Annotated in this window: 23 protein-coding genes and 1 pseudogene; 12 read left to right on the top strand and 12 right to left on the bottom strand. The window is 58.1% G+C overall.

What is annotated here, in order from left to right; translation table 11 throughout:
- Window positions 1–364, bottom strand: a 364-nt coding sequence (locus BGIM_RS49450) for a transposase family protein (RefSeq protein ID WP_020469477.1), incomplete at its 3' end; no start/stop codon positions are given.
- 157 nt (window positions 365–521) lie between these two features.
- Here BGIM_RS49450 and BGIM_RS0109090 point away from each other — a divergent pair.
- From BGIM_RS0109090 to BGIM_RS59770, 6 genes and pseudogenes are all read left to right on the top strand, one after another.
- Window positions 522–1,991 (top strand): OprO/OprP family phosphate-selective porin, encoded by a 1,470-nt coding sequence (locus BGIM_RS0109090; RefSeq protein ID WP_157368692.1) that lies wholly within the window; start codon window positions 522–524, stop codon window positions 1,989–1,991.
- Window positions 1,992–2,242: 251 nt separating this feature from the next.
- Window positions 2,243–3,379, top strand: a complete 1,137-nt coding sequence (locus BGIM_RS0109085) for an ISAs1 family transposase (RefSeq protein ID WP_020469475.1) — start codon at window positions 2,243–2,245, stop codon at window positions 3,377–3,379.
- A 253-nt stretch (window positions 3,380–3,632) separates the two neighbouring features.
- Window positions 3,633–3,986, top strand: a complete 354-nt coding sequence (locus BGIM_RS66465; protein WP_020469473.1) for a helix-turn-helix domain-containing protein — start codon at window positions 3,633–3,635, stop codon at window positions 3,984–3,986.
- Window positions 3,987–4,086: 100 nt separating this feature from the next.
- A complete protein-coding gene (locus BGIM_RS66460) occupies window positions 4,087–4,509 on the top strand; it encodes a hypothetical protein (protein ID WP_202947230.1) in 423 nt (140 codons plus the stop codon).
- A gap of 63 nt (window positions 4,510–4,572) precedes the next feature.
- A pseudogene (locus BGIM_RS68210) lies at window positions 4,573–4,683 on the top strand (transposase); the annotation flags it as partial.
- A 332-nt stretch (window positions 4,684–5,015) separates the two neighbouring features.
- The gene (locus BGIM_RS59770) at window positions 5,016–5,816 is read left to right on the top strand and encodes an IS630 family transposase (protein ID WP_238537565.1); all 801 of its coding nucleotides are present in this window, start codon (window positions 5,016–5,018) and stop codon (window positions 5,814–5,816) included.
- 115 nt (window positions 5,817–5,931) lie between these two features.
- On the opposite strand, the gene BGIM_RS49435 is transcribed toward BGIM_RS59770, so the two are convergent.
- Window positions 5,932–6,342, bottom strand: a complete 411-nt coding sequence (locus BGIM_RS49435) for a hypothetical protein (RefSeq protein WP_020469469.1) — start codon at window positions 6,340–6,342, stop codon at window positions 5,932–5,934.
- 53 nt (window positions 6,343–6,395) lie between these two features.
- The gene (locus BGIM_RS57185; protein WP_020469468.1) at window positions 6,396–7,325 is read right to left on the bottom strand and encodes an SMI1/KNR4 family protein; all 930 of its coding nucleotides are present in this window, start codon (window positions 7,323–7,325) and stop codon (window positions 6,396–6,398) included.
- Window positions 7,326–7,437: 112 nt separating this feature from the next.
- On the opposite strand from BGIM_RS57185, the gene BGIM_RS0109045 reads away from it, so the two are divergent.
- On the top strand, window positions 7,438–8,829 hold the full coding sequence (locus tag BGIM_RS0109045; RefSeq protein ID WP_020469467.1) for an NCS2 family permease: 1,392 nt from the start codon (window positions 7,438–7,440) through the stop codon (window positions 8,827–8,829).
- A 76-nt stretch (window positions 8,830–8,905) separates the two neighbouring features.
- Here the strand turns inward: BGIM_RS0109045 and BGIM_RS0109040 are convergent, their stop codons facing one another.
- The 3 genes from BGIM_RS0109040 to BGIM_RS0109030 all read right to left on the bottom strand — a co-directional run bounded on the left by BGIM_RS0109040 (window position 8,906) and on the right by BGIM_RS0109030 (window position 13,420).
- Window positions 8,906–9,523 (bottom strand): superoxide dismutase, encoded by a 618-nt coding sequence (locus tag BGIM_RS0109040; RefSeq protein ID WP_020469466.1) that lies wholly within the window; start codon window positions 9,521–9,523, stop codon window positions 8,906–8,908.
- A gap of 112 nt (window positions 9,524–9,635) precedes the next feature.
- Window positions 9,636–10,409, bottom strand: a complete 774-nt coding sequence (locus BGIM_RS0109035) for a 3-ketoacyl-ACP reductase (protein ID WP_020469465.1) — start codon at window positions 10,407–10,409, stop codon at window positions 9,636–9,638.
- An 86-nt stretch (window positions 10,410–10,495) separates the two neighbouring features.
- The gene (locus tag BGIM_RS0109030) at window positions 10,496–13,420 is read right to left on the bottom strand and encodes a S9 family peptidase (RefSeq protein WP_020469464.1); all 2,925 of its coding nucleotides are present in this window, start codon (window positions 13,418–13,420) and stop codon (window positions 10,496–10,498) included.
- 170 nt (window positions 13,421–13,590) lie between these two features.
- Between BGIM_RS0109030 and rfbB the strand changes: the two genes are divergently transcribed.
- Both rfbB and BGIM_RS0109015 read left to right on the top strand, forming a co-directional pair.
- Complete coding sequence (gene rfbB, locus BGIM_RS0109020) at window positions 13,591–14,610, top strand: dTDP-glucose 4,6-dehydratase (protein WP_020469462.1); 1,020 nt, start codon at window positions 13,591–13,593, stop codon at window positions 14,608–14,610.
- The gene (locus tag BGIM_RS0109015; RefSeq protein ID WP_020469461.1) at window positions 14,611–15,603 is read left to right on the top strand and encodes a magnesium transporter; all 993 of its coding nucleotides are present in this window, start codon (window positions 14,611–14,613) and stop codon (window positions 15,601–15,603) included.
- On the opposite strand, the gene scpB is transcribed toward BGIM_RS0109015, so the two are convergent.
- From scpB to BGIM_RS0109000, 3 genes are all read right to left on the bottom strand, one after another.
- A complete protein-coding gene (scpB, locus tag BGIM_RS49425; RefSeq protein ID WP_020469460.1) occupies window positions 15,592–16,230 on the bottom strand; it encodes an SMC-Scp complex subunit ScpB in 639 nt (212 codons plus the stop codon). The genes BGIM_RS0109015 and scpB overlap by 12 nt on opposite strands.
- Window positions 16,231–16,279: 49 nt before the next feature.
- Window positions 16,280–17,152 carry a tRNA pseudouridine(55) synthase TruB gene (truB, locus tag BGIM_RS0109005; protein WP_020469459.1) on the bottom strand — a complete coding sequence of 291 codons (873 nt, stop codon included), beginning with the start codon at window positions 17,150–17,152 and terminating at the stop codon, window positions 16,280–16,282.
- Window positions 17,153–17,228: 76 nt separating this feature from the next.
- Complete coding sequence (locus BGIM_RS0109000; RefSeq protein WP_020469458.1) at window positions 17,229–18,899, bottom strand: hypothetical protein; 1,671 nt, start codon at window positions 18,897–18,899, stop codon at window positions 17,229–17,231.
- A 249-nt stretch (window positions 18,900–19,148) separates the two neighbouring features.
- On the opposite strand from BGIM_RS0109000, the gene BGIM_RS0108990 reads away from it, so the two are divergent.
- On the top strand, window positions 19,149–20,117 hold the full coding sequence (locus BGIM_RS0108990; protein ID WP_020469456.1) for a PhoH family protein: 969 nt from the start codon (window positions 19,149–19,151) through the stop codon (window positions 20,115–20,117).
- A gap of 151 nt (window positions 20,118–20,268) precedes the next feature.
- Here the strand turns inward: BGIM_RS0108990 and BGIM_RS0108985 are convergent, their stop codons facing one another.
- A complete protein-coding gene (locus BGIM_RS0108985; RefSeq protein ID WP_020469455.1) occupies window positions 20,269–20,676 on the bottom strand; it encodes a TIGR03067 domain-containing protein in 408 nt (135 codons plus the stop codon).
- 63 nt (window positions 20,677–20,739) lie between these two features.
- Complete coding sequence (gene hflX / locus BGIM_RS0108980; RefSeq protein ID WP_238537564.1) at window positions 20,740–22,008, bottom strand: GTPase HflX; 1,269 nt, start codon at window positions 22,006–22,008, stop codon at window positions 20,740–20,742.
- Window positions 22,009–22,271: 263 nt separating this feature from the next.
- Between hflX and BGIM_RS0108975 the strand changes: the two genes are divergently transcribed.
- Complete coding sequence (locus tag BGIM_RS0108975; RefSeq protein WP_020469453.1) at window positions 22,272–23,360, top strand: vWA domain-containing protein; 1,089 nt, start codon at window positions 22,272–22,274, stop codon at window positions 23,358–23,360.
- An 11-nt stretch (window positions 23,361–23,371) separates the two neighbouring features.
- Here the strand turns inward: BGIM_RS0108975 and BGIM_RS0108970 are convergent, their stop codons facing one another.
- Entirely contained in the window at window positions 23,372–24,100 is a 729-nt protein-coding gene (locus BGIM_RS0108970; protein WP_020469452.1) for a hypothetical protein, read from the bottom strand.
- A gap of 166 nt (window positions 24,101–24,266) precedes the next feature.
- Between BGIM_RS0108970 and kbl the strand changes: the two genes are divergently transcribed.
- Complete coding sequence (gene kbl, locus BGIM_RS0108965; RefSeq protein WP_020469451.1) at window positions 24,267–25,457, top strand: glycine C-acetyltransferase; 1,191 nt, start codon at window positions 24,267–24,269, stop codon at window positions 25,455–25,457.
- The last annotated feature ends 1 nt before the right edge of the window (window position 25,458 follow it).

The following is a 25,458-nucleotide window of genomic DNA, read 5'->3' as shown; positions in this document are numbered from 1 at the left end:
CGGGCGTCTCCCCGTCGCGGGATCCGCGCAGAACTTTGCCGTCAATGGCCACATGGTCCCATCCGGCCGCGTGCCGCCCGGCCAGCCACGCCCCGATGATCCGGTCCAGGTGGTCGGCGTCCAGATCACGCAGCAGCAACGACAGGGTGTTGGCCGCAGGCATCTTCTTGCTCGGGAACCCGAGAGGGTGGCCGAGTCGCGGGCCGCGCAGACGGCCGAAGTGGGCAATGGCGGCCAGACTGGTGTGCCCGGCGAGAATGGCGACCAGGCACAGTCCCAGAACGGACGCCAGCGGATACTGCAACCCGCGCGGGTCACGCGGGTCTTTGAGTTCTCGCAACAAATCGATCAGCGACGCGGCCATGACGGATCTCCAAAAGGAAATCCTCCATAACCAATTTCGCCATCCTGCCCAAGATCAACCGCTGAGTAGCCCTGCTCTGATTAAGATCTGAAATTGACAAATCGTCGGCATCAGTCTATCTCCCGTTCATCCATCCGGAGCATTCCGTGGAATGACGATGATCCGACTAGGGTTCCTTTCGTTATTGCTGGCGGTCTTGGCCGTGTGCTCGGGCACGCCGGTCGGGGCGCAGGAACGGGAACCGACCGCTCCGGCGTCGTTGCAGTCAGAAATCGACGAGTTGAAACGACGGACAGCGTCTCTGGAGAACCAGCTTCAGGAAACAAAGCAAGCGGCAGAGCAAAGTTGGGACACCCGCTTTGAGGAGTTGATCCGCTCATCGAAAGAGGGGTTTGTCCGCACGTCGCTTGACGGCAATTCCACGATTCGATTTGGCGGCCGGGTTCAACTGGATGCCGGATGGTTCGAGACGCCTCACGGGGTTCAGGATCGCTTCAGCGCGCCTTTTGTTGACGGCGTTGTTTTGCGGCGGGCAGTCTTGGAGACGGACGGCACGCTTTGGAAGTATTTCGACTACTCATTCAATGCGGATGTGTCGCGTTCGTCCGATTTGCGTTCCCCCAGCCAAGACCCGGATGCGACCGTCTACATCACCAACGCCTGGCTGGCGGTCACGGATTTGTTCGTTCCCGGAACCCTCAAGGCAGGTCATCAAATCCAACCGCTGTTGTTCAGCGCGGCCGGGAGCAACAATTTCCTCTCCTTCATGGAAAGACCGGCGGTGTATGACGGCCTCAACGACGATTTCAGCTACGAAACCGGTCTGAGCTATCGGTATTCAACCTTGAACGACCGATTAACGGGTTTTGTCGGCGTGTTCAAACCCGGCACCCGGCTGGGGGGCTTTGGGGTGGGCAATGGAGAATACGCCCTCACCGGGCGGGTGCATGGGTTTCCGATTTACGATGAGGCCGAACAGCAATGGCTCTATGTCGGCGTGGCCGGTTCGTATCGAACATTGGCGGACTCCCAAAACCGAATCTTCACCCGACCGTTGGTCCGCACCGGCACGCGGTTTCAAAATCCCCATGTGATCGACACGGGGGATTTCTTCAGTTCTTCGGCCAATCAACTGGCCAGCATCGGCAGTTATGCGGCATTAGGACCCCTGGCTTTCGGCGGCGAATATCTGGCCTCGCTCCAGAACAACGCCTATGCCACCGGATTGCCAGGAACGCCAGGGTCGCAATCGCTCGGCAATCTCTTTTTCTCTGGTTTCTACCTGGAGGCTCTTTGCTTTCTGACGCCGGGAGATCACCGTCCGGCCTCGCTTATCAACGGCGGATTTGATCGTGTGAAGCCGGTTTCGCCGGTTGGTCCCGATCACGAGAAGGGGAACGGCTTTGGCTGGGGCGCATGGGAGATCGGCCTTCGTTATGACCGATTTGATGCGAACACCGGGAATGTTCGCTGGGGACGCATGGATTCCGTGTCGGCCGGGGTGAATTGGTATTTGAACGCCAATGTGCGCTGGATGACCAATTATGTTTTCACGCAACTCGACGGCGGCGGTGCCGGCAATGTTCCAATTCATGCCTTCGGAACCCGGATCGGATTTGATTTTTAGAGCGGTAATCGAGTTCGCCGCTCCGCCATCTCACCCGGCAGGCACAAGCGCTTCCACGCCGGTCGTCGAACACAACCACCCGGAGTTCCGCTCAGGGCAATTGCATAAGATGGCCCTTGATTTCGGGGCATTCATTCGTTTTTATTGTGATCGGAACACCGCTCGTTTCTCACCTGTTTTCCACGCTCCACCACTGATATTTTCTCGAATCCCTCCGACAATGTCCCGCTCCCTCCACTCGGAGCCTTGTCATGGCCGACACCCCGCGACCGTTGGCTGATTGCTTTTCCGAACTCCCCGGCCCGCGAGTCCGGCTCAAGTGCGTCCACGAGTTCATGGACATTATTCTGATCGTCGTTGTGGCCACCATCGGCGTGTCCGACGACTTTGCCGGCGTGGTCGAGTTTGCCCGAGCCAGGGAGGTTTGGTTCCATGATCGACTCGGGCTCCGACTCGACCACGGCATCCCCTCGCACGACCCCCTCAACCTGGTCTTTGCCCTCATCAATCCGGCCCAATTCCAGAGATGCCTCATCGGTTGGGCCGAGGCCATGTCGGACCGGCTCAAGCTCCGGCAAATCCCGATTGACGGGAAGGCCATGCGGGGCTCCAAACGCAAAACGTCGGCTGGTGACCGGACCGTGCAAATCGTCAGCGCATGGGCGTCAGCGAACGGTGTCACTCCGGCCCGGGGGCGAACCGGCGAGAAATCCAACGAGATCACGGCCATCCCGGAATTGCTGAAATTGCCCGACGTTTCCAAGGCTCTGGAGGGCATTGACGCGGCGGGTTGCCAGAAGGCCATCGCCTCGCAGATCGTCTCGGGCGGAGGCGACCGCCCGTCGGCGGTGAAGGAAAACCAACCCCGGTTGTACGAGGACATCATGACATTGCTGGCGGTGGACGAGGCGGATGAGGCGGGGTTGAGTTATTGGATGACGCAGGAGAAGTCCCGCGGCCGGGAGGAGTTTCGGTCCTGCTTCGTGCTGACGAACCTGGAAGGCATCCGCGACCGTGAGTTCTGGAAGGGATTGAAGTCGGTGGTGTGCGTGACGAGCGGGCGGAGGGCGAAAGGGAAAATGGAGAGCAGCGAGGTTCGTTATTACATCAGCAGTCGTCGCGGATCGGGGAAGATGTTCTTGGGCACCAGTCGCAAGCATTGGAGCATCGAGTATGAGCGCCATTGGATATTGGATGTGGCGTTCCGGGAGGACGATCGCCGACTTCGGGAAGGACACGCCCCCGAGAATATGTCGGCGGTTCGCAAGATGGCCCTGGCCATGTTGAAGAAAGCCACGACCTGTATCGGCATCAAAAACAAGCGACTGAAAGCGGGCTGGGACACTTCCTTCCTCGAACATGTTCTACATGATTTCCTTGGGAAATGAGTGCGTTTCCCCTGCCATCGGGGGGCGCCCCGCCAGGACATCACCACCGACCTAGGCGTTCATCGCAAGACCGTCACCTGATGGATCAACGCCTGTTGCGACGGCGTGCTGGACGAACTCCGGCCCGAAAAGCCGAAGGGGCGTCTCTCCCCGATTCCTCTGTTCCTCGCCGATTAGTGGGTCACTTGCGTTGGGCGTGGCCATAATTTTTGGCTCCGTACATTGGCTTTCTCCAGTGACCCGGAGTCAAGTCATGTCCCGTCGCCGGAAGGATCCGCTTCGTCCGCTGACCGACGATGAGCGACAGTCCCTGTTGTCCCTTCGTCGTTCGGCCACCGCCCCGGTCGCCCAAGTGGCCCGGGCCGTCATGATCCTGGCAGTGTCCGACGGCCTCGATTATCAGCAGGCGGCCCGGGAGGCAGGCCGACGCAGCGGCGACGCGGTTTCCCGGCTGGTGACGCGTTTCAACCATGAGGGCGTGGAAGCCCTCGAACCGCGTCATGGCGGCAGCCCAAAACCTATTCGCCCGCGGACCAAGAACGGATTCTGCGGGAAGTTTCCCGAGTTCCCACCCCCGAGGAAGACGGAACGGCCGTTTGGTCGTTGACCTTGCTGCGGGCCGCGTTGAGGGCGGCGGCCGACGGACTGCTGAACGTCTCGACCTTTACCATCTGGCAAACCCTTCACGACGCCGGTTATTCGTTTCAATGCACTCGCACCTGGTGTCCGACCGGACAGGCCGAACGTCGTCGCAAGACCGGTCGGGCGACCGTGACCGACCCGGATGCCGTGCCGAAAAAAAGCTGATCGAAGACGCTTATACCCTTGGCGAGTCCTTGGGGTTGCCGGTCTGGTGCGCCGACCAGGCCGGACCTTTTTCGACGATGCCGCACGAAGGCGCCAGTTGGGAACCGGAGGGAGAACCGGCCCGGCTGCTCCATGAATACGTCCGCAACGGCACGGCCAAAGTGATGACGCTGTTTCATCCGGCCACCGGAGCGGTGCGGCTCGAAGGAGTGGCTTCCTGCCCGAACAGCGTGTTGCATCCGTGGCTGCAACACGAATTGTCGGAGATTCTCGCCAATCAACCGGAGGCGGTTCCGACAAAGGCCTCGTCACGGCGGGCCTGAGAACGCTGGCAGGCGGGATTGAAGATCAGGATCACCCTGCCGGAGCAGTTGCCGCCATTGCGAATGCTGTTGGTCCTGGACAATCTGGCCGGTCACAAAACGTCGGCGTTTGTCCTGTGGTTGTTCGCCCATGGCATCATGCCGCTTTACACGCCGTTGTCTGGCTCATGGCTGAATATGGCCGAAAGCATCCAACGGGTTCTCAAACGCCGGGCGCTCGCCGGACAGAATCCATCTCATCCTGAAGAAATCATGTCCTGGTTTGAGGCGGCGGCCGACCATTGGAACCGAAACCCAACGCCGTTTATCCGGGGAGGGAAACGGGCCGCCCGCCGAAAGCGGCAACGAGAACGCCGTCATCGCGTCGGCGGGTCCGGCGCGCAAACCAAAAAACCTCTCCAAAATTTGGCCGTCGCAATTATGGCCACGGTCAACACAAGTGACCAACTATTGCAGAGTTCGGAAATTTGTAGCGTTGGGAAAAATGGTTCCAAGGGGAAAGAACCATGCGATCCTACAGCAACGACCTGCGTGTTCGGATATATGAGGCCCGTCAGTCGGGCAAAACTACGGCCGAAGTCGCCGAGCGATTTGGGGCATGCGCCGCTTTTGTGCGTCGGCGGGGCCAGCGGTTCCGCGAGACCGGCTCACTGGCCCCGCGGCTTTTCGGAAGAGGACCGGCCCGCCAACTCGCCGACCACAAAGAGGCGCTGCGTCAGGCCGTGCTCGAACATCCGGACGCCACCCCGGCCGAACATCGCAAACGTCTGAGGCTGCCCGCCTCGCGCGTGACGGTCTGGCGGACGATGCGGCGGTTCCGACTGACCCGGAAGAAGAAATCGGTCCGGGTCTCCGAACAGGACCGCCCCGACGTGGCGGAGGCGGGGCGGGAATGGCCGTCGAAACTGGCGGAGGTGTCTCCGGATGATTTGGTGTTTCTGGACGAAACCGAGGCGACAACGGCCATGCAACGGACCCAGGGGTATGGTCCGGCCGGGGAACGGGTGGTCGCCGAGGCCCCGTTCAAACGGCGGCGGGACGTGACCTTTGTCGGGGCGTTGACGAGCGGCGGCCCGACGGCTAGGTGGACGTTCGAGGGGGCGATGAACGGGGAACTGTTCTCGGCGTATGTGGGGCAGGTGTTGGTCCCCTCGTTGCGGCCGGGGATGGTGGTGGTGATGGACAATCTTCCCTGCCATAAGGTCGACGGGATCGAGGCGGCCATCCAAGCGGCCGGATGCCGGTTGGAATACCTGCCCCCTTCCAGTCCGGACCTCAATCCCATCGAGACGCCTTCTCGAAGTTGAAACAGGGCTTGCGGGATTGGGCCGCCCGGACCACCAAAGGCATTTATAAAGCCTCGCGACAGATCATTCCCCACTTCCAACCGAACGAATGCCTCAACTACTTCCGGCACGGTGGCTATGCTGCCGCTGCGACAGCGTGAACTCTGCTAGGCAGCAGCGGTTCCCACTTGCGGACGCCAAGCACATCGGTGACATCGGTTCCCTCCTCCACCTCGGTTCCAGGCGGGAGAATGGACAATGGAAAGCAGATGCCTTGGGAGACTTGGCCGCGAAGTTTGATCGTCTTGATCCGAAAGCCAGCCGGGTCGGTCTGGACGGGCTTGAAACTGCTTGGGCGAAGAAACTCGAACTCCGGCCGTTCTGGCAGGAGTGAGTCAATCTCGCAATACGCGAGTTTGTCGCCAGGCTTGTGATCGCCCTTTTTGGCGACGGTCCACCAACCGAGAACACGAACCTTTTCGATGACGTCGGCGTTCGGAATCGGTTCGATGGCGTTGACGGTCTGAATACTGGCGAGTTTGCGCATCGGGTCTCCTGTCATACGGTTCTGGTACCGGACAGGAATTTGGCCGGGATGGTTCACCGCTTCGTCCGGGCAACGAACTCTTCAATCAGTGGCCGGGCGGCTTCCTTCTGGTCTTGATTTACCAGCACAATCATCGTGCGAGACGGGGTCCCCTCCGTCTCGCAGGTAATTCCGTTCGCTCGTAAAAGTGTTTCCAAATCCTTGGCCTCGGCTGGGTCTTTGGTCGCAAACATGCTCAGCAGACGGCGGTAATTCAGGCTCCGGGCGCAGAATACCAACACGGAGTCCAACCACTGGTCGTACCACTCCTCGAAATTCTTGGCAACCACATAGTACCCATTGTCGCTCGCCAAATCCTGCATCCAGATCGAGCCTTTCCACAGTCCGTTCAAGACAAGCATTTGCGTGGCGCCGCATCCATACATGGCCATGTAGAGTGCGCCGGGGACACACCATCGCATGTTCGCCCCTCCCTCAACCTGCCCGGCACTACCGGAGAGCAGTTCCTCTGCCAGTTCGTTTGAGTTATGCGGTTCAATGAACGGGAACGGTTGGGCAAGAATGGTGTCGCCGCCTGCCATCATCCAAATGGAATCGTAAAAGTTCTCCTCAAACCCATCGGTCAATGAACCGTCGGGCATGTATCGCTCTTCCCATTCTCGCTTCAGACCCGAGGGATATGTGTCATGCCGCCTGATTCCGGTGCCGAGCGAAGAGGGGATGCGCTGGGGGACATCAAGATAACCGAATCGTTGCAGCCCGTTGTATGGCCCGGCCCCGCCGTTCCCGACTTCGATCAAAAACTGGCGGTATTGTTCTGGCAACTCAATTCCGTATTTTGCTTCCAGCCATGCGATCAAACTCGGCGCCAGCTTCGGGCCAAAGCGATACCAATGGCGCCAGGCTCCGTAGCCGAGGAACTCATGATCCGTCTGACGAACACGTTCTAGTTTCGCCAGCAAACGCTCGATCCATTCGGTCATGGTGGTCTCTTGGCAAAGTTGTTTGAAAACGGCGATAAGAGACAGACATCTTATTTCATCCGTTACATTTCAATAATCCACAAGAAACTTCGAAGATGATCGGAGGTAAACGGTGACCAGCAAGACAGGCAGCGGTTTATCTGGGGCGCTAGATCGATTCTTCGGATTGAACAAACACGGCACCACAGCCCGGATCGAGGTCTTGGGCGGAGCGACGACTTTCGCCACGATGGCCTACATCATTGTGGTCAATCCGGCCATTCTCCAGTTCGCCGGGCTGCCGTTGGGACCGGCGACGGTGGCAACCATCCTGACAGCCGTTTTCGGATCGCTACTCATGGGTTTGTATGCCAACAGGCCGTTGGCCGTGGCTCCCTACATGGGTGAAAATGCCTTTTTGGCCTTCGGCTTGACCGCGATGGGCATCGGCTGGCAATTGCGTCTGGGGGCGGTGTTTGTCAGCGGGGCGATTTTTCTCCTCCTGACACTTTCGGGCATTCGCTCTTGGCTGGCCAATTCCATTTCACCCAGCATGAAGCATAGTTTCGCCGCCGGAATCGGCTTGTTTCTGGCTTTCATCGGTCTTTACCAAACCGGGATTGTCACCAGTTTTACCGAAGGCATGCCTGCTCCAAAGACGGAGTTTCTTGCCCGGCCCGCCGTGCCGCTCAAGATCGGCAATTGGCGTGATCCCAAGGTGTTATTGGCCTTGGGCGGACTTATGGTCATCATCACGCTGATGTGCCGACGGATTCGCGGGGCAATTCTCGTCGGCATCATCGTGACGGCAATCATTGGTTATCTGATGGGAGAAGCGGAGGCTCCCGTCGGCATCGTGGCCCTTCCCATCACCGGCGAATATGACCTCAGCCCGCTGGCGTTTCAACTCGACATCACCGGCGTGTTTCATTTGAGTTTCCTGCCCATTCTGCTGACATTGTTCCTGATGAGCTTTCTGGACACGTTTGGAACACTGACCGGTGTCGGGGCGGCCGGAAAAATGCTGGATTCTGACGGCAATTTTCCGCAGATGGAGCGACCCATGCTCGTCGATGCCTGCTCTTGCATGTTTGCCGCGTTGGCCGGAAGTTCCACCAGCGGAGCCTATATCGAATCGGCCACTGGTGTGCGCGAAGGAGCCAGAACCGGGCTGGCGGCCGTGACAACCGCTTTGCTGTTCGCCCTGACTTTGTTTTTCATTCCGATGGTCAAGCCGCTTCAACAATTGGGATATGCCTATGGCCCGGCTTTGATCGCCGTGGGCATTCTCATGATCGGATCGGTGCGGAATATTGATTTCGATGATCTCACCGAGGGAGTGCCGGCGTTCGTCACATTTACAATGATTGTGTTCACCTACAACATCGCCAACGGGCTGACGGTCGGTTTGATCATTCACCCGCTTCTGAAAGTGGTTGCCGGCCGATTCCGCGAGATTCGTCCGGGAGCGGTGCTTCTGGGACTGGCTTGTCTGGGGTATTACTTGTTCGGATTGCCACATTGATGCGGGTTCGGTCAACGAAAACAGGCCGACAACTTTTGGTGTTGTCAGCCTGTTTTTGTGTTCAAATCGCTGTCACTTACTTCTTGGCGTTCGCCAGGTTTTCTTCCACGGCCTTCCAGTTCACCGTGTTCCACCAAGCTTCAACGTAGTCGGCCCGCTTGTTTTGATACTTGAGGTAGTAGGCGTGTTCCCACACGTCCACGCCGACGAGGGGGACCAGACCGTCCATCAACGGGCTGTCTTGGTTCGGCTTCTTGAGGGCTTCGACCTTGCTGCTGGCCGGGTTGTACACCAACCAGCTCCAACCGCTGCCGAATTGGCCGAGGGCGTTTTCCTTGATCTTGGCCTTGAACGCGGCGAAGTCGCCGAACGAAGCTTTGATCGCATCGGCCACTGTTCCGGTCGGCTCGCCACCGGCGCCCGGCCCCATGATCGTCCAGAACAGGCTGTGGTTGTGGTGGCCGCCGCCGTTGTTGATGACGGCCTGACGGATGCCTTCCGGCACGGACTTGATTTCACGCAGCAGTGTTTCGATGGACTTGGAGGCGAGGTCGGGGTGGCTTTCCAAGGCTTTGTTCAGGTTGTCCACATACGCCTTGTGGTGGCGTTGGGAGTGGATTTCCATCGTGAGGGCGTCGATGTGGGGTTCGAGGGCGGCAAAGGCGTAGGGCAAAGTCGGCAGTGTGTGAGCCATGATTTTCTCCTGGGTTGAAAGACACTGTTGCCTACGGGTCATGGATAGGCAACAAACCGCAAGACGGTGAGTGTCCGGGATGAAGTTTTGAGCGGATTCTTAAAAAATCGGTTCAGAGTTTTCGCAGGTGGAAGCCGCCGTCTGCGTGGAAAATGTCCCCCGTGGAAAACGGCATGTCAGCGGTGGCGATTGATGCAACCGTCTTGCCCACCTCCTCGGCAGTGCCAAGCCGGGGGATAGGGGTCAGACCGTGCTTGATTTCCTCGACATATTTCTCTCTTGCCCCGGAGGTCATATCCGTGTCGATGATGCCCGGCCGCACCTCGAACACGCGGATGCCCTTGTCCGCGAGCCGGAGGGCGAACAATTGCGTCATCATGGACATTCCAGCTTTGGAAACACAATAGTCCCCCCGATTCACGGAGGCGGCAAACGCCGACAGGCTGGTGATGTTGATGATGGCCGGCCGCACCAGATTGGCGGGGCCGATTTCAAGCATGTGGTTGGCGACGAGTTTGGAAAGGAAAAACGGCCCTTTGAGGTTGATCCCCAAGACGGTATCCCAACTTTCCTCGGTGGCTTCGAGAATATCCAGCCGGCCGAGAGAGGTGATGCCGGCGTTGTTCACCAGCAGATCAATCCGGCCCCATTTGCTCACGACCGTTCGCACCATGTTGATGCGATCCACCGTGTTGCCGACATCCGCGTGGACGGGAAACGCCTCTTCATCATCGATCAGGGCGCATGTTTCCTCGGCGGCGATCCGATTGCCCGCGTAATTCACGGCGACGGCGTAGCCCTTTTTGGCCAGAGCGATGGAGATGCCCCGACCGATGCCCCGGCTGCCCCCGGTGACGAGGGCGACGGGGCGATGATGAATGATCATGTGCCGACTCGCATGAGAAAAACGAACACCGGGACGAGTGCGTCCTGATGTTCAACGAATCGGCCGGACTTCGGCAAGCCGCCCGCTCAGTCTTTGCGGTTTTTCAGGTGGTCTTCCAACTTCAAATGGGGAACGCCGGTGGTCCACCAATCGGGGGCGGGTTTGCCGACGAGAAGATGGTCGAAGAACTCCCTCATGCGGATCGCATAATCCTTGCGATTTTCCGGCTTCATCAAGCCGTGATTCTCCCCTTTGTACTGGAGCATCACCACCGGCTTTTGCATCCGGCGAAGGGTGTTGAAGTATTCAATCCCTTGAATCCAATCGACCGCCCCGTCTTTGTCGTTGTGCAGCAACAGCAAGGGGGTTTTCACTTTCGTGGCATGATACACCGGCGAATTGCGGAGATATGCCTCCTGCTGTTCCCAATACGGACCCGTGAACCGGCCCTGGCTGGATTCAAAGATCGGTTGATTCGCCGAGCCTGTGTTCCAGTACACCGACGAATACATGCTGATCAGGTCCGTCAACGGCGCCCCGGCGATGGCGGCCTTGAAGCGATCTGTTTGCGTGATGGCGAAGGCCGTTTGGTAGCCGCCCCATGAGTGGCCGTGCAGGCCCACTTTGTCACCATCGACGACGCCGGTGGCAATTGCCGCGTCGAGGGCCGGGAGGATGCACTTCACCGATGACACCCCCGGATCGTTCAACTGATACGTGATGTCCGGCATCAGCACCGCGTAACCGTTACTGGTGTAAATCGATTTGTTGAAGCCGACCGTGCTTGGCGGCTGGTAGGAGTGAAAGTTCTGGGACAATCGCTCGTAAATATAGACGATGGTTGGGTATTTTTTGCCGGGCTGGTAAGAACACGGGAGGAACAATGCCCCCTGAAGTTTCTTGTTGTTCACGCCGACGTAATCAATCAACTTTCCACCCGATGACCACAGGAAATTGGCCTGTTGCGGGTTGGAGTCGGTCACCTTGCGGGGTGTTTTGAAAGTGGCATCTGTTATATGGGCTTCGGGGGATTCTAACGAAGTTTCGCGCAGGTAAACATATGCCTCGGCCAAACGGGCCTTGGACACGCCGCGAATCATGGCATCCTCGAAGAGCAGGGGAGTGACGCCGGGTTTGCCCGCTTCCAGACGGCCGTAACCGGATTTCTTTGTCCATTCGCCATACATTGAGAGCAATTGCGGCTTGGTGAGGTCGATCCCCTTTTCCTCTGGGTCGAGAGCGACGCGGTCCCGGTAGCGGATGCCTTTGGTTTGCCCGTCCACGGTCAGGTTGACGGCCGTTTCTCCGTGGACGGCTAGTTGCCAGATGTCCCAGTTGTCCGAGACGAGGGCAAATTTGCCGTCGGCCGACCACCCGATGAAGCGGGTCGGCATCTTGTCCACGTTATGATCGTCTTCCGTGTTCACGAACGGCTTCGGAGCCTTTTCGTCCATCACATACGACTTCAACGTGGCCAGTTCGAGCGATTTGAAATGGCCGTCCTCGTTGTAGGCGAGATGCGTTCCATCGGTGGAGACACCGAACACGAACCGGGTTTTGGTCAGGGCTTTCTTGCGTTCGCCGGTGGTCAGGTTGGTGACGTAGACGTCCTCGAAATCTTTGCCGTCCAGCGTGCTCATCAGTTGGTACGGCGTCGAATCAAGTCCGACAGCATACAGATGTTTTGGAGCCGGACGCACATTTTTGACGGTGTCATCCGCGAGCCGCAGGAATTTCTTCTCGCTTACTCGGTAAAGTCCGAGATAGTTGAACGCCTTGTCCTCGGCCGCCCGCACCTGTTGGGCGGGTTGCAGGCGTTCATCTTTCCAGTGCCAGATCACCATGTCCGGTTTCGGCAATGTCCGGGGTGTCGGGCCGACCTCCGCTTTGGGGGCATCCTTCTTCGATTCGTCTTTCTTTGGATCGTCCTTCTTCGGCTCGGGGCGTTTTTGCGTGGAGATTCCCAGAAAAATGCCACTCAGGTCGTCGGTCCAAAACGGGGTGCGGCCGGAGTTGATGCCAAAATCTTTGGGGAAGGCGGGATCGTTTTTCGGTTCGTAAACCACTTTTTTGGTGGCCGCTCCCACATCGGAGAAACCGACAACCGAGAAGACTTTCCCATCAACGCCGGTTTCTTCAACGCCTTTCAAAACGGCAAAGGCATCGCTGGTATCCTTCCAATTGAGGGATTGATAAGTGGCTTTTCCGGTGTCGAGTGTTTGCAGGCTTCCGGTCTTCATGTCCCGGAGTTGCACGCCGTTGCCGATCTGGCCGAGGGCGTCAATCGTCATCGCCAGATGAGTGCCTTTTTTGTTAAAGGCAAATTCGCCGACGTTGCCGAGGATCAATTCCGAGCCGGTCGCCAGTTCTCGGAGAATGACATCGTTGTTCGACACCGGCGAAGGCGGGGCGTTTGTCGGCGGGGCCGGGGGTTGGGTGAGTTCTGGGTTGGCCTTGCGGAAGGCAATGTGCGTCGCAGCCTCGCCGTTGAAGGCGAACGAGCGCAGTCCTTCAAATTCGGTCTTCTCGTTCGTCGCGAGATTAACCAGCACGACCTTGTAAATGCGTTTGCCGGTCGATGGCGGGCCACCCGGCCGTGAGGGGGTTGGGGAGACTGTGAATGCGAACCACTTGGAATCGCGTGAAAAAGCGATTTGCCCGATGGACGACCCGCCGGGGAGTTTCAATTGCGGCTTGTCCCCCTTCACCGTCTGAAGAATGACTTCGGAGTCGATCTCCGGGGAGCCGATCCGGCAGGCGAACCACACGCCGTCGTCCGAGAGGGTCGGGGCGATGACACTCTTCCAAGTGCTGGCGTCGTTGATGCTCAACGGTTTTCGCACCGGCTGATTCTTCAGGTCGGTGATTTGTTTCTGGATGGCGGCAATTTGCTTTTCGAGTTCGACAATTTGTTTCGCCCGTTCAGCCTCGGCCGGATCTTGGGCTAAGGCGTAACCACCAAACCCGAGGAGGGTGAGGGCCGCCAGTCGTCGGAAAAATCGTGTTCTCATGCGCGGATGTTCCTCTCACGTGGCCGTGTCTGCGGATGCAAGTATTCATTCCCTAGAGGATCGATGCGGGATGATCGGCGAAACCGGCACCAGTTTTCCAAAGTGTCCCTTTTTCCCGACCGGAATAACCCGTATCATCCCGACATTCGACACGGAGGATGATTTTCAACATGGCCACGATTCTCGTCACCGGCGGGTGTGGGTTCATTGGCAGCAACTTCATCCGCGAAGTGCTGGCCACGGATGCCGACACGGACATCATCAATTTCGACGCCCTCACTTATGCCGGAAACCTGGCCAATCTGGCCGATCTGGCCAATCATCCCCGCTACCGTTTTGTGCGGGGAGACATCACGGATCGGGATGTCGTGTTGAAAGCCCTGAAAAACGATGTGCGGGCCGTCATCAATTTCGCGGCCGAGAGCCATGTCGACCGCAGCATCATCGACAGTGGCCCGTTCATCAAAACCAACGTCGTCGGCACGCAGATTTTGCTTGACTGTGCCCGTCAAACGAAGGTACCGAGATTCGTTCAAGTCTCCACGGATGAAGTGTACGGAAGTTTGGGCGAAACTGGTCTCTTCAGCGAATCGACGCCGCTGGCTCCGAACAGCCCTTATTCGGCCGCGAAAGCCTCGGCCGATATGCTGGTGCGGGCGTATGTCCACACCTTCGGCATGGATGCGGTCATCACCCGTTGCTCGAACAATTATGGGCCGTACCAGTTCCCGGAGAAATTGATTCCGTTGTTCATCACGAACATCATGCGGGATCAGCAGGTTCCGGTTTACGGGGATGGCATGCAGATCCGCGACTGGATTCACGTTCGTGACCATGCCCGCGGGGTGGAAATGGCTTGGAGGAAAGGGAAGGGGGGTGAGGTCTACAACTTCGGCGGCCGTTGCGAAATGGCCAATATCCACCTCACCAAGAAACTGCTGGAACTCCTCGGCAAAACGGAATCGCTCATCAAGTTCGTGCAAGATCGACCCGGACATGACAGGCGTTATGCGATTGATTGTTCCAAAGCCGAGGCTGAACTTGGCTGGCAGCCGACGGTCACGTTTGAGGAAGGTCTGCGGGAGACGATTGCCTGGTATCAGGCGAATCAGGAGTGGGTCAACCAAGTCCGCTCGGGCGAATACCTGAAGTATTACGACCTGCAGTACGCGAACCGGTTGGCAGACTGAATGCCTTCCCCACTGCAAACCCAGCAACTTCGCCAGAACATCGTCGCGCATGTGAAGAAGGATTTTGTCACCTTCCCCCGCACGATGACGGTCGGCGAAGCGGCCGATTACATCCGCAACAAGGTGGCCAGCGAAGCCATCCAATATTTCTACGTCGTGGATGAACAAGACAAGCTCGTCGGCGTTTTGCCATTGCGCCGGTTAATCACCTCCGGGCAGGAAAAAACGCTTGCCCAAGTGATGATCTCTCGCATCGTGGCCGTGCCGTACACGGCCACCGTGATGGAAGCCGCCGAGTTCTTTGTCCTGTATCGGTTATTGTCGTTGCCCGTGGTGGATGGTCAGCGCGGCGTGGTTGGCGTCATTGATGTCAGCCAGTTCACCAACGAGATGATCGACCTGCAAAGCGGGGCGGCGACGGACAACGCCTTTGAAGCCCTCGGCTTCCGGTTGACACAAGTGCGCGGGGCCTCGCCGCTCACGGCGTTTCGCTTCCGGTTTCCGTGGTTGCTGGCCTCCATCGGCAGCGGTGTCATGTGTGCGGTGTTGACCAGCGTGTTTGAAGTCACGCTGGCCAAAAGCATTGTGCTGGCTTTTTTCATGGCGCTGGTGTTGGGACTGGGCGAGAGCGTGAGCATTCAGTCGATGTCCGTCGTGATTCAGACGTTGAAGATTCGCAAGCCCACTCGGAAGTGGTATCTCCGTGAACTCAGCCGGGAAATGACCACGGCCCTGATGCTCGGGTTGGCCTGTGGTGGAGTGGTCGCGGGAATTGTGATGCTTTGGCGGGGAGATGTGACCGCCTCGCTGGTGGTCGGCGGGGGAATTTGCGGTTCTCTGCTGGGGGCATGTTTCTTCGGTTTGTCCGTCCCGGCCTTGTTGCACGCGATCAAACTGGACCCGAAGATCGCCGCCGGGCCGATCACGCTGGCCCTCACGGATGTCGTCACGCTGGTGACCTATTTCGGGCTGGCGTGTTTGCTATTCAAGTGATTTGTCCCTTTTGAGATCTTCCAGCGAGTTCAACCCGAAGACTTGCAAGAAGCGTTTCGTGGTGCCAAACAGAATCGGCCGGCCAAGTGATTCATGCCGACCGACGATCTTCACCAATCCCCGTTCCATCAGTTGAGTGAGCATTTCCCCGCATCCGACGCCCCGGATGCCTTCGACATCGGCCCGCATGATCGGCTGGCGATGGGCGACAACGGCGAGCGTTTCCAATAAGGCAGGGGTGAGTTTGGGGTCTGTTCCCACCCGGTTCGCCCGCACCAGCCAGGGTTGAAACATGGGCCGGGTGAAGAGTTGATAACCCCCGGCGATCTCGTTCACACGAAAGGCGGTCCCGTCGGCGTCGTGGAGATCCCGCAACCGATCAATCAATCGCCGGGCCTCGGCCGAATCCTTCAACCCGGCCACATTGACGAGCTTGCGAAGCGGAATTGGCTCTTGGGCCAGAAACAAGGCCGCTTCTAAACGGGCCAAGGCCGGGTCGCGGGATAGTCGATCCGAGACGGAGTCCGATCCGCTCCCGGTCGATGGGCGAAAGCCGGGAGCGCGGTGATTGGTCGGCCGGGAATGCGTCGGGCGGCGGCTTTGCGGCCCGAGCGAGCGCTGGAACATGCGGGGAGAGTACACCGAATTCCGCGAAGACTCAACGGGAATTGGAAGGTCATCCTTCCGACGGGATCACCTTCGTTGGTTGGAACTTCCCGTTGGTCAATTTTCCAATCGCAATCAATTCACCGTTCTCATCCAAAACAACAAACTCTTCTGCGTCGGCATGTTTCAAGTTGATCGTGCGGCCAAACCGAATGTTGCGAATTTCTTCGGCGCTGATGTTGCAACGCGGAAGCCCCCGCAGCGGGGCTGTCATCGGCCACAAAACTCGCAACGCCTCCTCGCGGGTTGCCTCGGGCGAGACGGATTTGTCCAAGGCGAACCCGCCAATCCGGTCACGGAGCAATTCGCCGACATACCCGCCGACGCCGAGCGTGTTTCCCAGATCGCGGGCGATGGAGCGGATGTAGGTTCCCTTCCCGCAATCGATTTTCAATCGCAGCGTCGGCCAAGTGTATTCCAACAATTCGATGTGGTCGATGCGAATCGTTCGTGGCTCCAAATCCACCTCGGCCCCCTTGCGGGCCAGGGCATAGGCCCGCTGCCCTTCCACTTTCAACGCGGAAAATGCCGGGGGAATCTGGCTGATGTCGCCAATCATCCCGTTCATGGCCGTGCGGATGGCTGACTCGTCAACGGGGCTGACCCCTTCGCGCGGAGTGATGACGCCATCGGCATCGTCCGAATCGCTGGTCGCGCCGAAGATGATTTTGGTGGTGTAGGTTTTCGGGCTTCGCTGGACGTATTCCAGCAACCGGGTGGCCTGTCCGAAGGCAAGCACCAGCACGCCGGTGGCCAGCGGGTCGAGCGTGCCCCCGTGGCCGAGACGGGTCCGCTTGGGAAACCAGTTCATGGCCCGGTTGACCACATCGCGGGAGGTAATGCCTTGAGTTTTGTTGACGACAAGAAAGCCGGAAGTTTGCATGGATACTCAGAGAATGAAACAACCCCGGCGGTTCGCGGAGGAACGGCCGGGGTTTGGATGTGACGCAACCAAATGATCAGTTGTCCTTGTTCTTCTTGGCGGCGCCCAAGGCCCCCAAGAACTGGATGGCTTTTCCTTGGGCAGACAGTTTGATCTTCAAAGTGTCGCCACCTTCGATGCTGAACTTCACCGTGTCCGACTTGGTCGAGTCGCCAAAGATTTTCTTGGCGATCTTCTTGGCGTTGGCGGCTTCTTCGGCCGTGTCAGCCGCAGCCGGGACCAACCGGGCCAAGGCGACTTCCAACTTGAACACGCCGACATCGACCGGCTTGGACAGGACGGCCTTTTGAATGGCCGACTTGCCGTCCGGGCCGAAGGCGATGATCGCCAGATCGTCGCGGAAGGTCAGGTAAACGTCGCTCTTGCCGAAGGCTTTTTGAGCGTCGGCCGGAACGAAGTCTCCCACTTTGAGGATGTGCAGCATCGAGCCGCCTTCGAGCTTTTCCGCATCAAGGGCAACCAGATTGGCGAAGTCCGGCGGCACGTCCTTGGCGAGCGCCTTGACGGTCGCTTCGATCTTCTTGCCATCGACCACCTTGGCGGCGGCAAGCATCGTGAGCTTGCCATCCTTGTTCGGTCCCACCACGGAGAACCCGGCGTCGAGTTCACCAGCCTTGGCGGTCGGGAGAAGGGCGTCGAGCAAAGGCTTCAGCTTTTCTTCCACTTCGCCGGGAGCCTTGGCTTGCTTCTTGGCTTCCTTGATCGCATCGTCGATCACCGGAGGAAGCAGTTTCTTCAGGCTGGAAGCAAGAGCCACGCTCAGATTCATCGAGAAGCAAGTGTCGCTGGAGAGAACGGCCCCGCCCGCCACACTCTTGTTGTCGCGGATGGAGGCAAAATCCTTGGCCAATTTGCTGCCCTTCAACCCGCCCATTTCGATTTCAAAGGCGGCTTCGCCGGATTGCAGGTCCACGTTCAACTTGATGGCGACCTGTTCGCCGTCGGTGATGACCGACTTGATGGTCGCAACGACCTCGTCAATCATCTTGCCCTTGAATTCCTTCACGGCCGGGGTTTCATTCGGAACGGGTTGTTCCTTGCCGGCGGCCAGTTGATTTTCGATGGCGCCGATGGCCAGCTTCTTCATCTGGTCAGGCAGACGATCAATCCGCACGGTGGCGGCCAGCAAATCGGAAGCCTTGCCCGTCAGCACGTCGGCCGGCTTGGGCAGGGTTTTCGGATTGATGTTTTCCGGGTCGTTGGCGGTGATGTAGGCGTAATTGTTCGCAAAGCGGAAATACACCGTCATCGGGGAGTTCGGCGGCGTGGTTTCGTAAATGCCATCCTTCCCCTTCTTCACGTCCAGCATCGCCCGATCCTTGAGGGCGGCCAGCAAGGCGGCTTCATCAGCCACCGGAACGAGAGCCACCACCGGGCTGCTGGTGACTTCCGGGGTGATCGTTGCGTACAACCCGATCGGGTTCTTGACGTCGATCCCTTCGATGCCCTTCTTGTCGTCGATCAACGACTTCACCAAGCCGAGACCCTGCTTGATGGGTTCGGCATCGTCTTCCGGCGCAAAGGCGAGGAAGTATTCGACCGTCTTGATCAGATCATTGACCGACTGTACCCGGACCAGAAGGGACGGACCGTCCGACTTCTTGTCCTCGGCAAACGCCGGCATGGCGGCCACGGGCAGCAACAAGGCGGCCGCGGCAACGAAATATCGGGCCAAACGTGAACGCATTTCAACTCCCTGGGAGAAAATATCCCGTCAATCGCAGGATATACCCGGCCATTCCTCGCCGGGTGTCACATGGGCAATGTATTTTCCGGGAGGCTTACCCGCCACCAATCCGCCGGTAACTTGTCCGAAGATGGAAGATTCGTCATTTTGCCCAATTGGACAATCCGATAAGATTTTTGAGAGAACTTTTCCTGTTCGGCGTTGTCCATCTGCCCATTGACGCCAGTTTCTTCGGGACGGTATCACGGAATGCCAGATCAGATTAGCAAAAACCTGACCCTCGACAGCCGCGAAGAAGCGATCCTGTTGTTCGGCACGCGCGACCAAAATCTCAAACTCATCCGGGATGGCCTCAACGTGCGCGTGGTCGCTCGAGGGGACACCATCCAGATTGAGGGAACTGAGGAAGGAGTCGTCCAAGCCGAGCGCGCTTTCCAACAACTTCGCTCAGTCTTGCGGAACAACGGTCAGATGACCCCCGAGGACGTGAAAACCATCATCGAAGTCATTCGAGCCGGTTCCGAACGGGTTTCCCCGCAAAATCTCACGATGCTCGACGGAGGTAAATACCTCCGGCCACGCACGGACGGGCAGGGGAGATACGTTCAGGCCATGCGCGAAAACGATGTGGTCTTGTGCATCGGCCCGGCCGGAACCGGCAAAACCTTCCTCGCGGTCGGCATGGCGGTAACCATGCTGCGGCAGGGGATGGTGAAGAAGATCGTTCTGGTTCGGCCGGCCGTGGAAGCGGGTGAACGCCTCGGCTTCCTCCCCGGTGACTTGGTGGCCAAGATCAACCCATACCTGCGGCCGCTGTTCGACGCCATGAACGACTTGATTGATGCCGAGCAGGTCCGCAAGTACATGGAAAACGATGTGGTGGAAATCGTCCCCCTCGCCTTTATGCGCGGCCGGACGTTGAACAATGCGGTGATTATTTTGGACGAAGGTCAAAACGCGACCGTGTCCCAGATGAAAATGTTCCTGACCCGCATGGGGATGGGCTCTAAGATCATCGTCACCGGGGACACCACCCAAATCGACTTGCCGCCAACTTCCAAGAGCGGTTTGATCGATGCGGTGCAACGGTTGAAGGGAATCCCCCGACTGTCCATCGTGCATTTGGACACGAAGGACATCGTCCGTCACGCTTTGGTGCAAGAAATCGTGAACGCTTACGATGACGAGCTTCGTCGAAGAATGCCGCCGCGTTCTTGAGGAAAGCGAAGAGAATTAACCGCAGAGGGCACAGAGGACACGAGAGAAGAAAAGGCAGAGAAGAGACAGATTTGAAAATGTTTTTCCAAGTTTCTTCTCTGTCTTTTCTTCTCTCGTGTCCTCTGTGCCCTCTGCGGTTAATTCTCTTCGCTTATTTCGCCTTTTTATGCACCGCCAGCGTCACGCCGGAGTCTTCAGCACTTTCCAGTTTCGCCGGCCGGTCCTTGCCCGGTTCGGCGAAGCAAATCTTCAGCGTGTCGCCTTCCAGCGAATAAATGCCGAGCAGGGTCTTGCCCTTGTAGGTTCCGTCGGAGGGCATCAGATCGACCGTCTTCTTGGCGGCGTCCACCTTCATTTTGCCGGTGAACGACTTGCCGGCCTTGCTGGCCATTGTGTACGTGTCGCCGGTGTTTTCCCGCGAACCGCCCGCCCAGTTGGCATCGGCCTTGCCGTTCTTGGTCACGCTCTCGATGGTCCATTTGCCGTCGATTCCCTTGGCGTCGTCCGCGAGGGCCACGCCAGCGAACACCAACACGAGAGCCGGGATCAGCCGTTTCATCGAATCATCCTTTCCGAATCGGTTGAGAGATTGACACCCGTCGGAAAGGATATGCAAGACCGCTCAATGATCCAGCGGGCGAATGATGCCGCCGTCGGCCTCGACGTGCCGGATCAGATAGCGAGGAATCCGGCCGCGGATTTCCACCTGTTGGTCCTTGTATTCCTGCCGGTAAACCTCCGCGTGGGCGGCCATGTACGATTGCACTTTCCCATTGGCGGCGTCGGCCGTTACGATCACTTCGACAAAGTCTTTGGTCAGGGCGATCACTACCGCTTCGAGGAGTTGATCAATCCCCTCGCCGGTGGAACCGCTGATGGCGACCGCCTTCGGGTGCAGGGCCATTAGAATGTGCAGGTTGGAGCGATCTTCGATCTTGTCGATCTTGTTCAGCACCAACAGGGTCGGTTTGCTGGAACACTCTAACTCCTCAAGAACGGCATTAACCGCTTTGATTTGCTCCTCGGCGTGCGGATTGCTGGCGTCCACGACGTGCAAGAGCAACCGAGCCTGCCGGGCTTCCTCCAGCGTGGCTTTGAACGAAGCCACAAGATGGTGAGGCAACTCGCGGATGAACCCAACGGTGTCACTCAGCAACACCTTGCCGAAGTCTTTGATGACCCATTGCCGGGTGCGGGTGTCGAGCGTGCTAAAGAGCTTGTCCTCGACGTACACATCCGAATGTGTCAGCCGGTTCATCAGCCGACTTTTCCCGGCGTTGGTGTATCCCACCAGCGAGACGGTGTGTTCCTCGGCCCGGCTCTTGACTTCGCGCTCCTTGCGGGCCTGCACTTGGACGAGTTTTTCCTTCAAATCGCGGATTTTACCGCCGACCAACCGGCGGTCTTCTTCAAGCTGGGTTTCGCCGGGGCCGCGGGTGCCGATGCCGCCGGAGTAACGGGACAAGTGGGTCCACATCTGCTTCAGGCGCGGGAGCGAATATTCCAATTGGGCCAACTCCACCTGCAACCGGGCTTCCGGTGTCCGGGCGCGAGTGGCGAAAATGTCCAGAATCAACTCGCTGCGGTCCAGCACCTTCACGCCGGTGGCTTTTTCGAGATTACGAACCTGAGCCGGGCTGAGGTCGTTGTCGAAGACGACGACATCCGCATCGGTCGCCTGGACCTTCTCGGTGAGTTCCTCGACCTTCCCTTTGCCGACATAGGTGCCGGAGATGATGTCCCGGCGTTTCTGAAGCACCATTCCGACGATCTTCGCCCCGGCCGTTTCGGCGAGGCCGCGAATCTCGTCGCAGGGATCGGTTTCCGAGAGCCAGGGCCGGTCGGGGGTGGACATCGAAACGAGAATCGCCTTTTCCTGGCGGACGGACATTCCTTCCCGAGTCTGATCGAACATGGCGGCGATGGCGTGGCTCCCCTCGAATTCACAATTCTGATGCTGGTGGAAATAGATTGTACCCCGTTCTCAGTCGTCAAGGAAAGGCCGGGTGAAATTTGCGGGTATCAAAAACTTCTCGCTTTCCTTCGTCCAACGGCGATGTTACGCTTTCCCCAATCCCTACTGAGCTAGGAATCCCGTCATTCGCAAGGCATGATTCCATCACCATCTGATTCACCAACATTGAGAGTTTGGTCATGGCCGAGACACAATCCATTGATGTCGTGTTCAGTTTCGACACCACGGGGAGCATGTATCCCTGTCTGACGCAAGTACGGCGAAAGATCAAAAGCACCGTTACCCGACTTTGTGAAGAGATTCCGGGAATCCGTATCGGCATCATCGCCCACGGCGACTATTGCGATCAAAAATCGTCGTATGTCACCAAGCAACTTCCCCTGACACACAATGCGGACAAGATTTGCAAGTTTGTGGAAACCGTCGAGGCCACCGGCGGCGGGGATGCCCCGGAGTGTTACGAATTAGTGCTGCATGAAGTGCAGTCAATGGAATGGGAACCGGCCGCCACCAAAGCGTTTGTGATGATCGGAGACGACGTTCCGCATCCCCCTGCCAAGAACCCCGGCAAACTCGACTGGCGCAAGGAAGCCAAGGCCCTTGGGGCGATGGGCGTGCCTGTCTATGCCGTGCAGGCGCTTAATCGTGGCTATGCCTCCCAGTTCTACAAAGAGTGCGCCGAGAAATCGGGGGGCTATCACGTTCCGCTCGATCAATTTTCTTTCGTCACGGACATGGTGCTGGCTGTTTGTTACAAGCAATCTTCGGACGAGCAGCTTCAGAATTACGAACAGGAAGTGGTGAAGCAGGGCCGGATGAACCGGGGGCTGAACAAGATTTTCAACACCATGTTGAAACGCGCCCCGAAGACCGCGATGGCCCCGACCGATCTCCGGGCCGTGCCGCCTGGACGGTTCCAAGTGTTGGAAGTGGATCACGAAATCCCGATCAAGCAATTCGTGGAGGACAACGGGCTGGCCTTCAAGAAAGGTCGTGGTTTTTACGAGTTCACCAAGACCGAAACGATCCAAGGGGCGAAAGAAATCATCCTCATGAGCCGGGATAGCGGGGACTTTTTCTCCGGCGATCAGGCCCGCGAAATGCTCGGGCTGCCCGTTGGCGAGACCGCCCGGATCAAGCCGACCGACCTCGACAAATACATGGTTTTTGTGCAATCCACCAGTGTGAACCGCAAGCTGATGGGTTCGACCAAGTTCCTCTATGAAGTGGAGGACTGGGACCGCACTTCGACAGATTCGGCCGTCTGATCAAAAAAAACTCATTTGGTGATGAAGCCAAACAACGCCGGTTGAACGACGAACATGGTGATCGCCCACAACACCAATCCGAAGGCGACGGCGTTGCCGAACTCGAATCGCATGATGAAACACAAGACCGCGCACCAGATGGCCAAATGCAGGAAATTGGCAAACAAATTGCCGATGATCGACCACGACCGCACCCGATAAATCGTCCCCAGCGAGGCTTCGTCCATGTACCGGTTGGTGTTGGGTTGCACGTAGCGAAGCCCGTTCACCGGGAATTTGTCTCCGGGATCAAGCTTGGCGTTGAACCGGGTGGGTTCGGGTTGATCCTTCTCCTTCACCAAAATGGCGACAACCATTCCATCCGAATCTGACCGCGTCCACGGCTTTTGGCCGTCCGTGGTGAGGAATTCCGTGGTGGCTCCCCGTCCCCCCGGATTGCGGACATACTTCACCGGTTTCTTTTCTTCCTTGCCAACCCGGCGAACCGAATCAATTTCGTGATAAACCCCTTCGGTCTTCTCCCGGCTAAAGTTCACCAATGTGTCGAACCGGCCGGGATCGCCCTTGTAAATCATGCACCAACCCGTGAGAAATCCGGCGATGATCAACGCCCCGGCAAGGGCCCGAAGCGGCATTTTGCTCGCCACATCGCTGTAGAGCCATCCCTGTAAATAAACCGAACCCGCCCACAACACCACCACCAGACCGACGAATAACAGCCCGAAGATCACCGCAAGCACGGGAGCCTCATTCCGCGGGAGAAGGTTTGCCCTGATTGTACGAAGCCTCTTGAAAACCGGCCGTGTGCGGCTCTCAACCATATCGCTTACAACCGCTTTTCCATGCCGCATCGGCGGGGCTTCCGATAGATTTATCCCAACGCCTCCTTGAACGGATCCGAGAGCCATGAGCAAGAGCCTCTACTCCCATTTGACGACCGAAATTGAAAAATTGAAAACCACCGGCCTTTACAAGAAAGAGCGGCTGATCGAGTCCCCCCAAGGGGCGGCGATCACGGTCAACGGCCGGGAAGTCATCAATTTCTGCGCGAACAATTATCTCGGCCTCGCCAATCACCCCGAGGTGGTGCGGGCGGCCCGTGAAGGGCTGGACAAATGGGGCTTTGGCCTCTCGTCCGTGCGATTCATTTGCGGAACTCAGACTCTGCATCAACAATTGGAACATCAGATCGCCACCTTCTTCGGCAAGGAAGACGCGATATTGTACATCTCCTGTTTCGATGCCAACGGCGGGTTGTTCGAGCCGTTGCTCGGCGAGGAAGATGCCATCCTGAGCGACGAGTTGAACCACGCCAGCATCATTGACGGCGTGCGACTCTGCAAGGCGAAGCGCTTCCGCTACAAGCACAATGACCTCGCGGATTTGAAGGCGAAACTGGAGGAAGCAAAAGGCTGCCGGTTCCGTATGATCTTCACCGACAGCGTCTTCAGCATGGACGGCGACCTGGCGAAACTTCCAGCGATTTGCGATTTGGCCGATGAATACGACGCTTTGGTGGCCATTGATGATTGCCACGGCACCGGCCATCTCGGGGCAGGGGGGCGGGGGGCGGCCGAGGAATTGGGCGTTCTTGACCGGATCGACATCATCACCAGCACCCTCGGCAAAACAGCCGGCGGGGCTTCGGGCGGTTTCACCACTGGCAAGAAGCAAGTGATCGACTGGTTGAAGAACCGATCCCGGCCTTACCTGTTCTCGAATTCCGTGCCCCCCTCGCTGGTTACGGCGGCGATGAAGGCATTGGAAGTGATTGCCCGCTCCGGGGATTTGCGAACTCGCTTGAAAGACAACACCAAGCGTATGCGCGCCGGTCTGGAGGGGGCCGGTTTCACCGTCAAACAAGGGCCGACGCCGATTCTTCCTGTGATGCTTGGCGATGCGTCGCTGGCTTCGGCGATGGCTGATAAATTGCTTGGCCACGGCGTGTATGTGATCGGCTTCAGTTATCCGGTGGTTCCGCAGGGGCAGGCTCGCATCCGGTTGCAGGTATCGGCGGCTCATACGGTCCCGCAGATTGACCAGGCGATCAACGCTTTCCAAACCGTGGGCCGGGAACTGGGCATCCTTCCTCACTGAC

This window comes from Zavarzinella formosa DSM 19928 (assembly GCF_000255705.1).
GTDB lineage: Bacteria > Planctomycetota > Planctomycetia > Gemmatales > Gemmataceae > Zavarzinella > Zavarzinella formosa.
This window is presented reverse-complemented; position numbering and strand designations above follow the sequence as displayed.

Coding starts and splice junctions, on each gene's coding strand:
- BGIM_RS0109090 (WP_157368692.1), top strand. CDS start 522: ATGATCCGACTAGGGTTCCTTTCGTTATTGCTGGCGGTCTTGGCCGTG.
- BGIM_RS0109085 (WP_020469475.1), top strand. CDS start 2,243: ATGGCCGACACCCCGCGACCGTTGGCTGATTGCTTTTCCGAACTCCCC.
- BGIM_RS66465 (WP_020469473.1), top strand. CDS start 3,633: ATGTCCCGTCGCCGGAAGGATCCGCTTCGTCCGCTGACCGACGATGAG.
- BGIM_RS66460 (WP_202947230.1), top strand. CDS start 4,087: ATGCACTCGCACCTGGTGTCCGACCGGACAGGCCGAACGTCGTCGCAA.
- BGIM_RS59770 (WP_238537565.1), top strand. CDS start 5,016: ATGCGATCCTACAGCAACGACCTGCGTGTTCGGATATATGAGGCCCGT.
- BGIM_RS49435 (WP_020469469.1), bottom strand. CDS start 6,342: ATGCGCAAACTCGCCAGTATTCAGACCGTCAACGCCATCGAACCGATT.
- BGIM_RS57185 (WP_020469468.1), bottom strand. CDS start 7,325: ATGACCGAATGGATCGAGCGTTTGCTGGCGAAACTAGAACGTGTTCGT.
- BGIM_RS0109040 (WP_020469466.1), bottom strand. CDS start 9,523: ATGGCTCACACACTGCCGACTTTGCCCTACGCCTTTGCCGCCCTCGAA.
- BGIM_RS0109035 (WP_020469465.1), bottom strand. CDS start 10,409: ATGATCATTCATCATCGCCCCGTCGCCCTCGTCACCGGGGGCAGCCGG.
- BGIM_RS0109030 (WP_020469464.1), bottom strand. CDS start 13,420: ATGAGAACACGATTTTTCCGACGACTGGCGGCCCTCACCCTCCTCGGG.
- rfbB (WP_020469462.1), top strand. CDS start 13,591: ATGGCCACGATTCTCGTCACCGGCGGGTGTGGGTTCATTGGCAGCAAC.
- BGIM_RS0109015 (WP_020469461.1), top strand. CDS start 14,611: ATGCCTTCCCCACTGCAAACCCAGCAACTTCGCCAGAACATCGTCGCG.
- scpB (WP_020469460.1), bottom strand. CDS start 16,230: ATGTTCCAGCGCTCGCTCGGGCCGCAAAGCCGCCGCCCGACGCATTCC.
- truB (WP_020469459.1), bottom strand. CDS start 17,152: ATGCAAACTTCCGGCTTTCTTGTCGTCAACAAAACTCAAGGCATTACC.
- BGIM_RS0109000 (WP_020469458.1), bottom strand. CDS start 18,899: ATGCGTTCACGTTTGGCCCGATATTTCGTTGCCGCGGCCGCCTTGTTG.
- BGIM_RS0108990 (WP_020469456.1), top strand. CDS start 19,149: ATGCCAGATCAGATTAGCAAAAACCTGACCCTCGACAGCCGCGAAGAA.
- BGIM_RS0108985 (WP_020469455.1), bottom strand. CDS start 20,676: ATGAAACGGCTGATCCCGGCTCTCGTGTTGGTGTTCGCTGGCGTGGCC.
- hflX (WP_238537564.1), bottom strand. CDS start 22,008: ATGTCCGTCCGCCAGGAAAAGGCGATTCTCGTTTCGATGTCCACCCCC.
- BGIM_RS0108975 (WP_020469453.1), top strand. CDS start 22,272: ATGGCCGAGACACAATCCATTGATGTCGTGTTCAGTTTCGACACCACG.
- kbl (WP_020469451.1), top strand. CDS start 24,267: ATGAGCAAGAGCCTCTACTCCCATTTGACGACCGAAATTGAAAAATTG.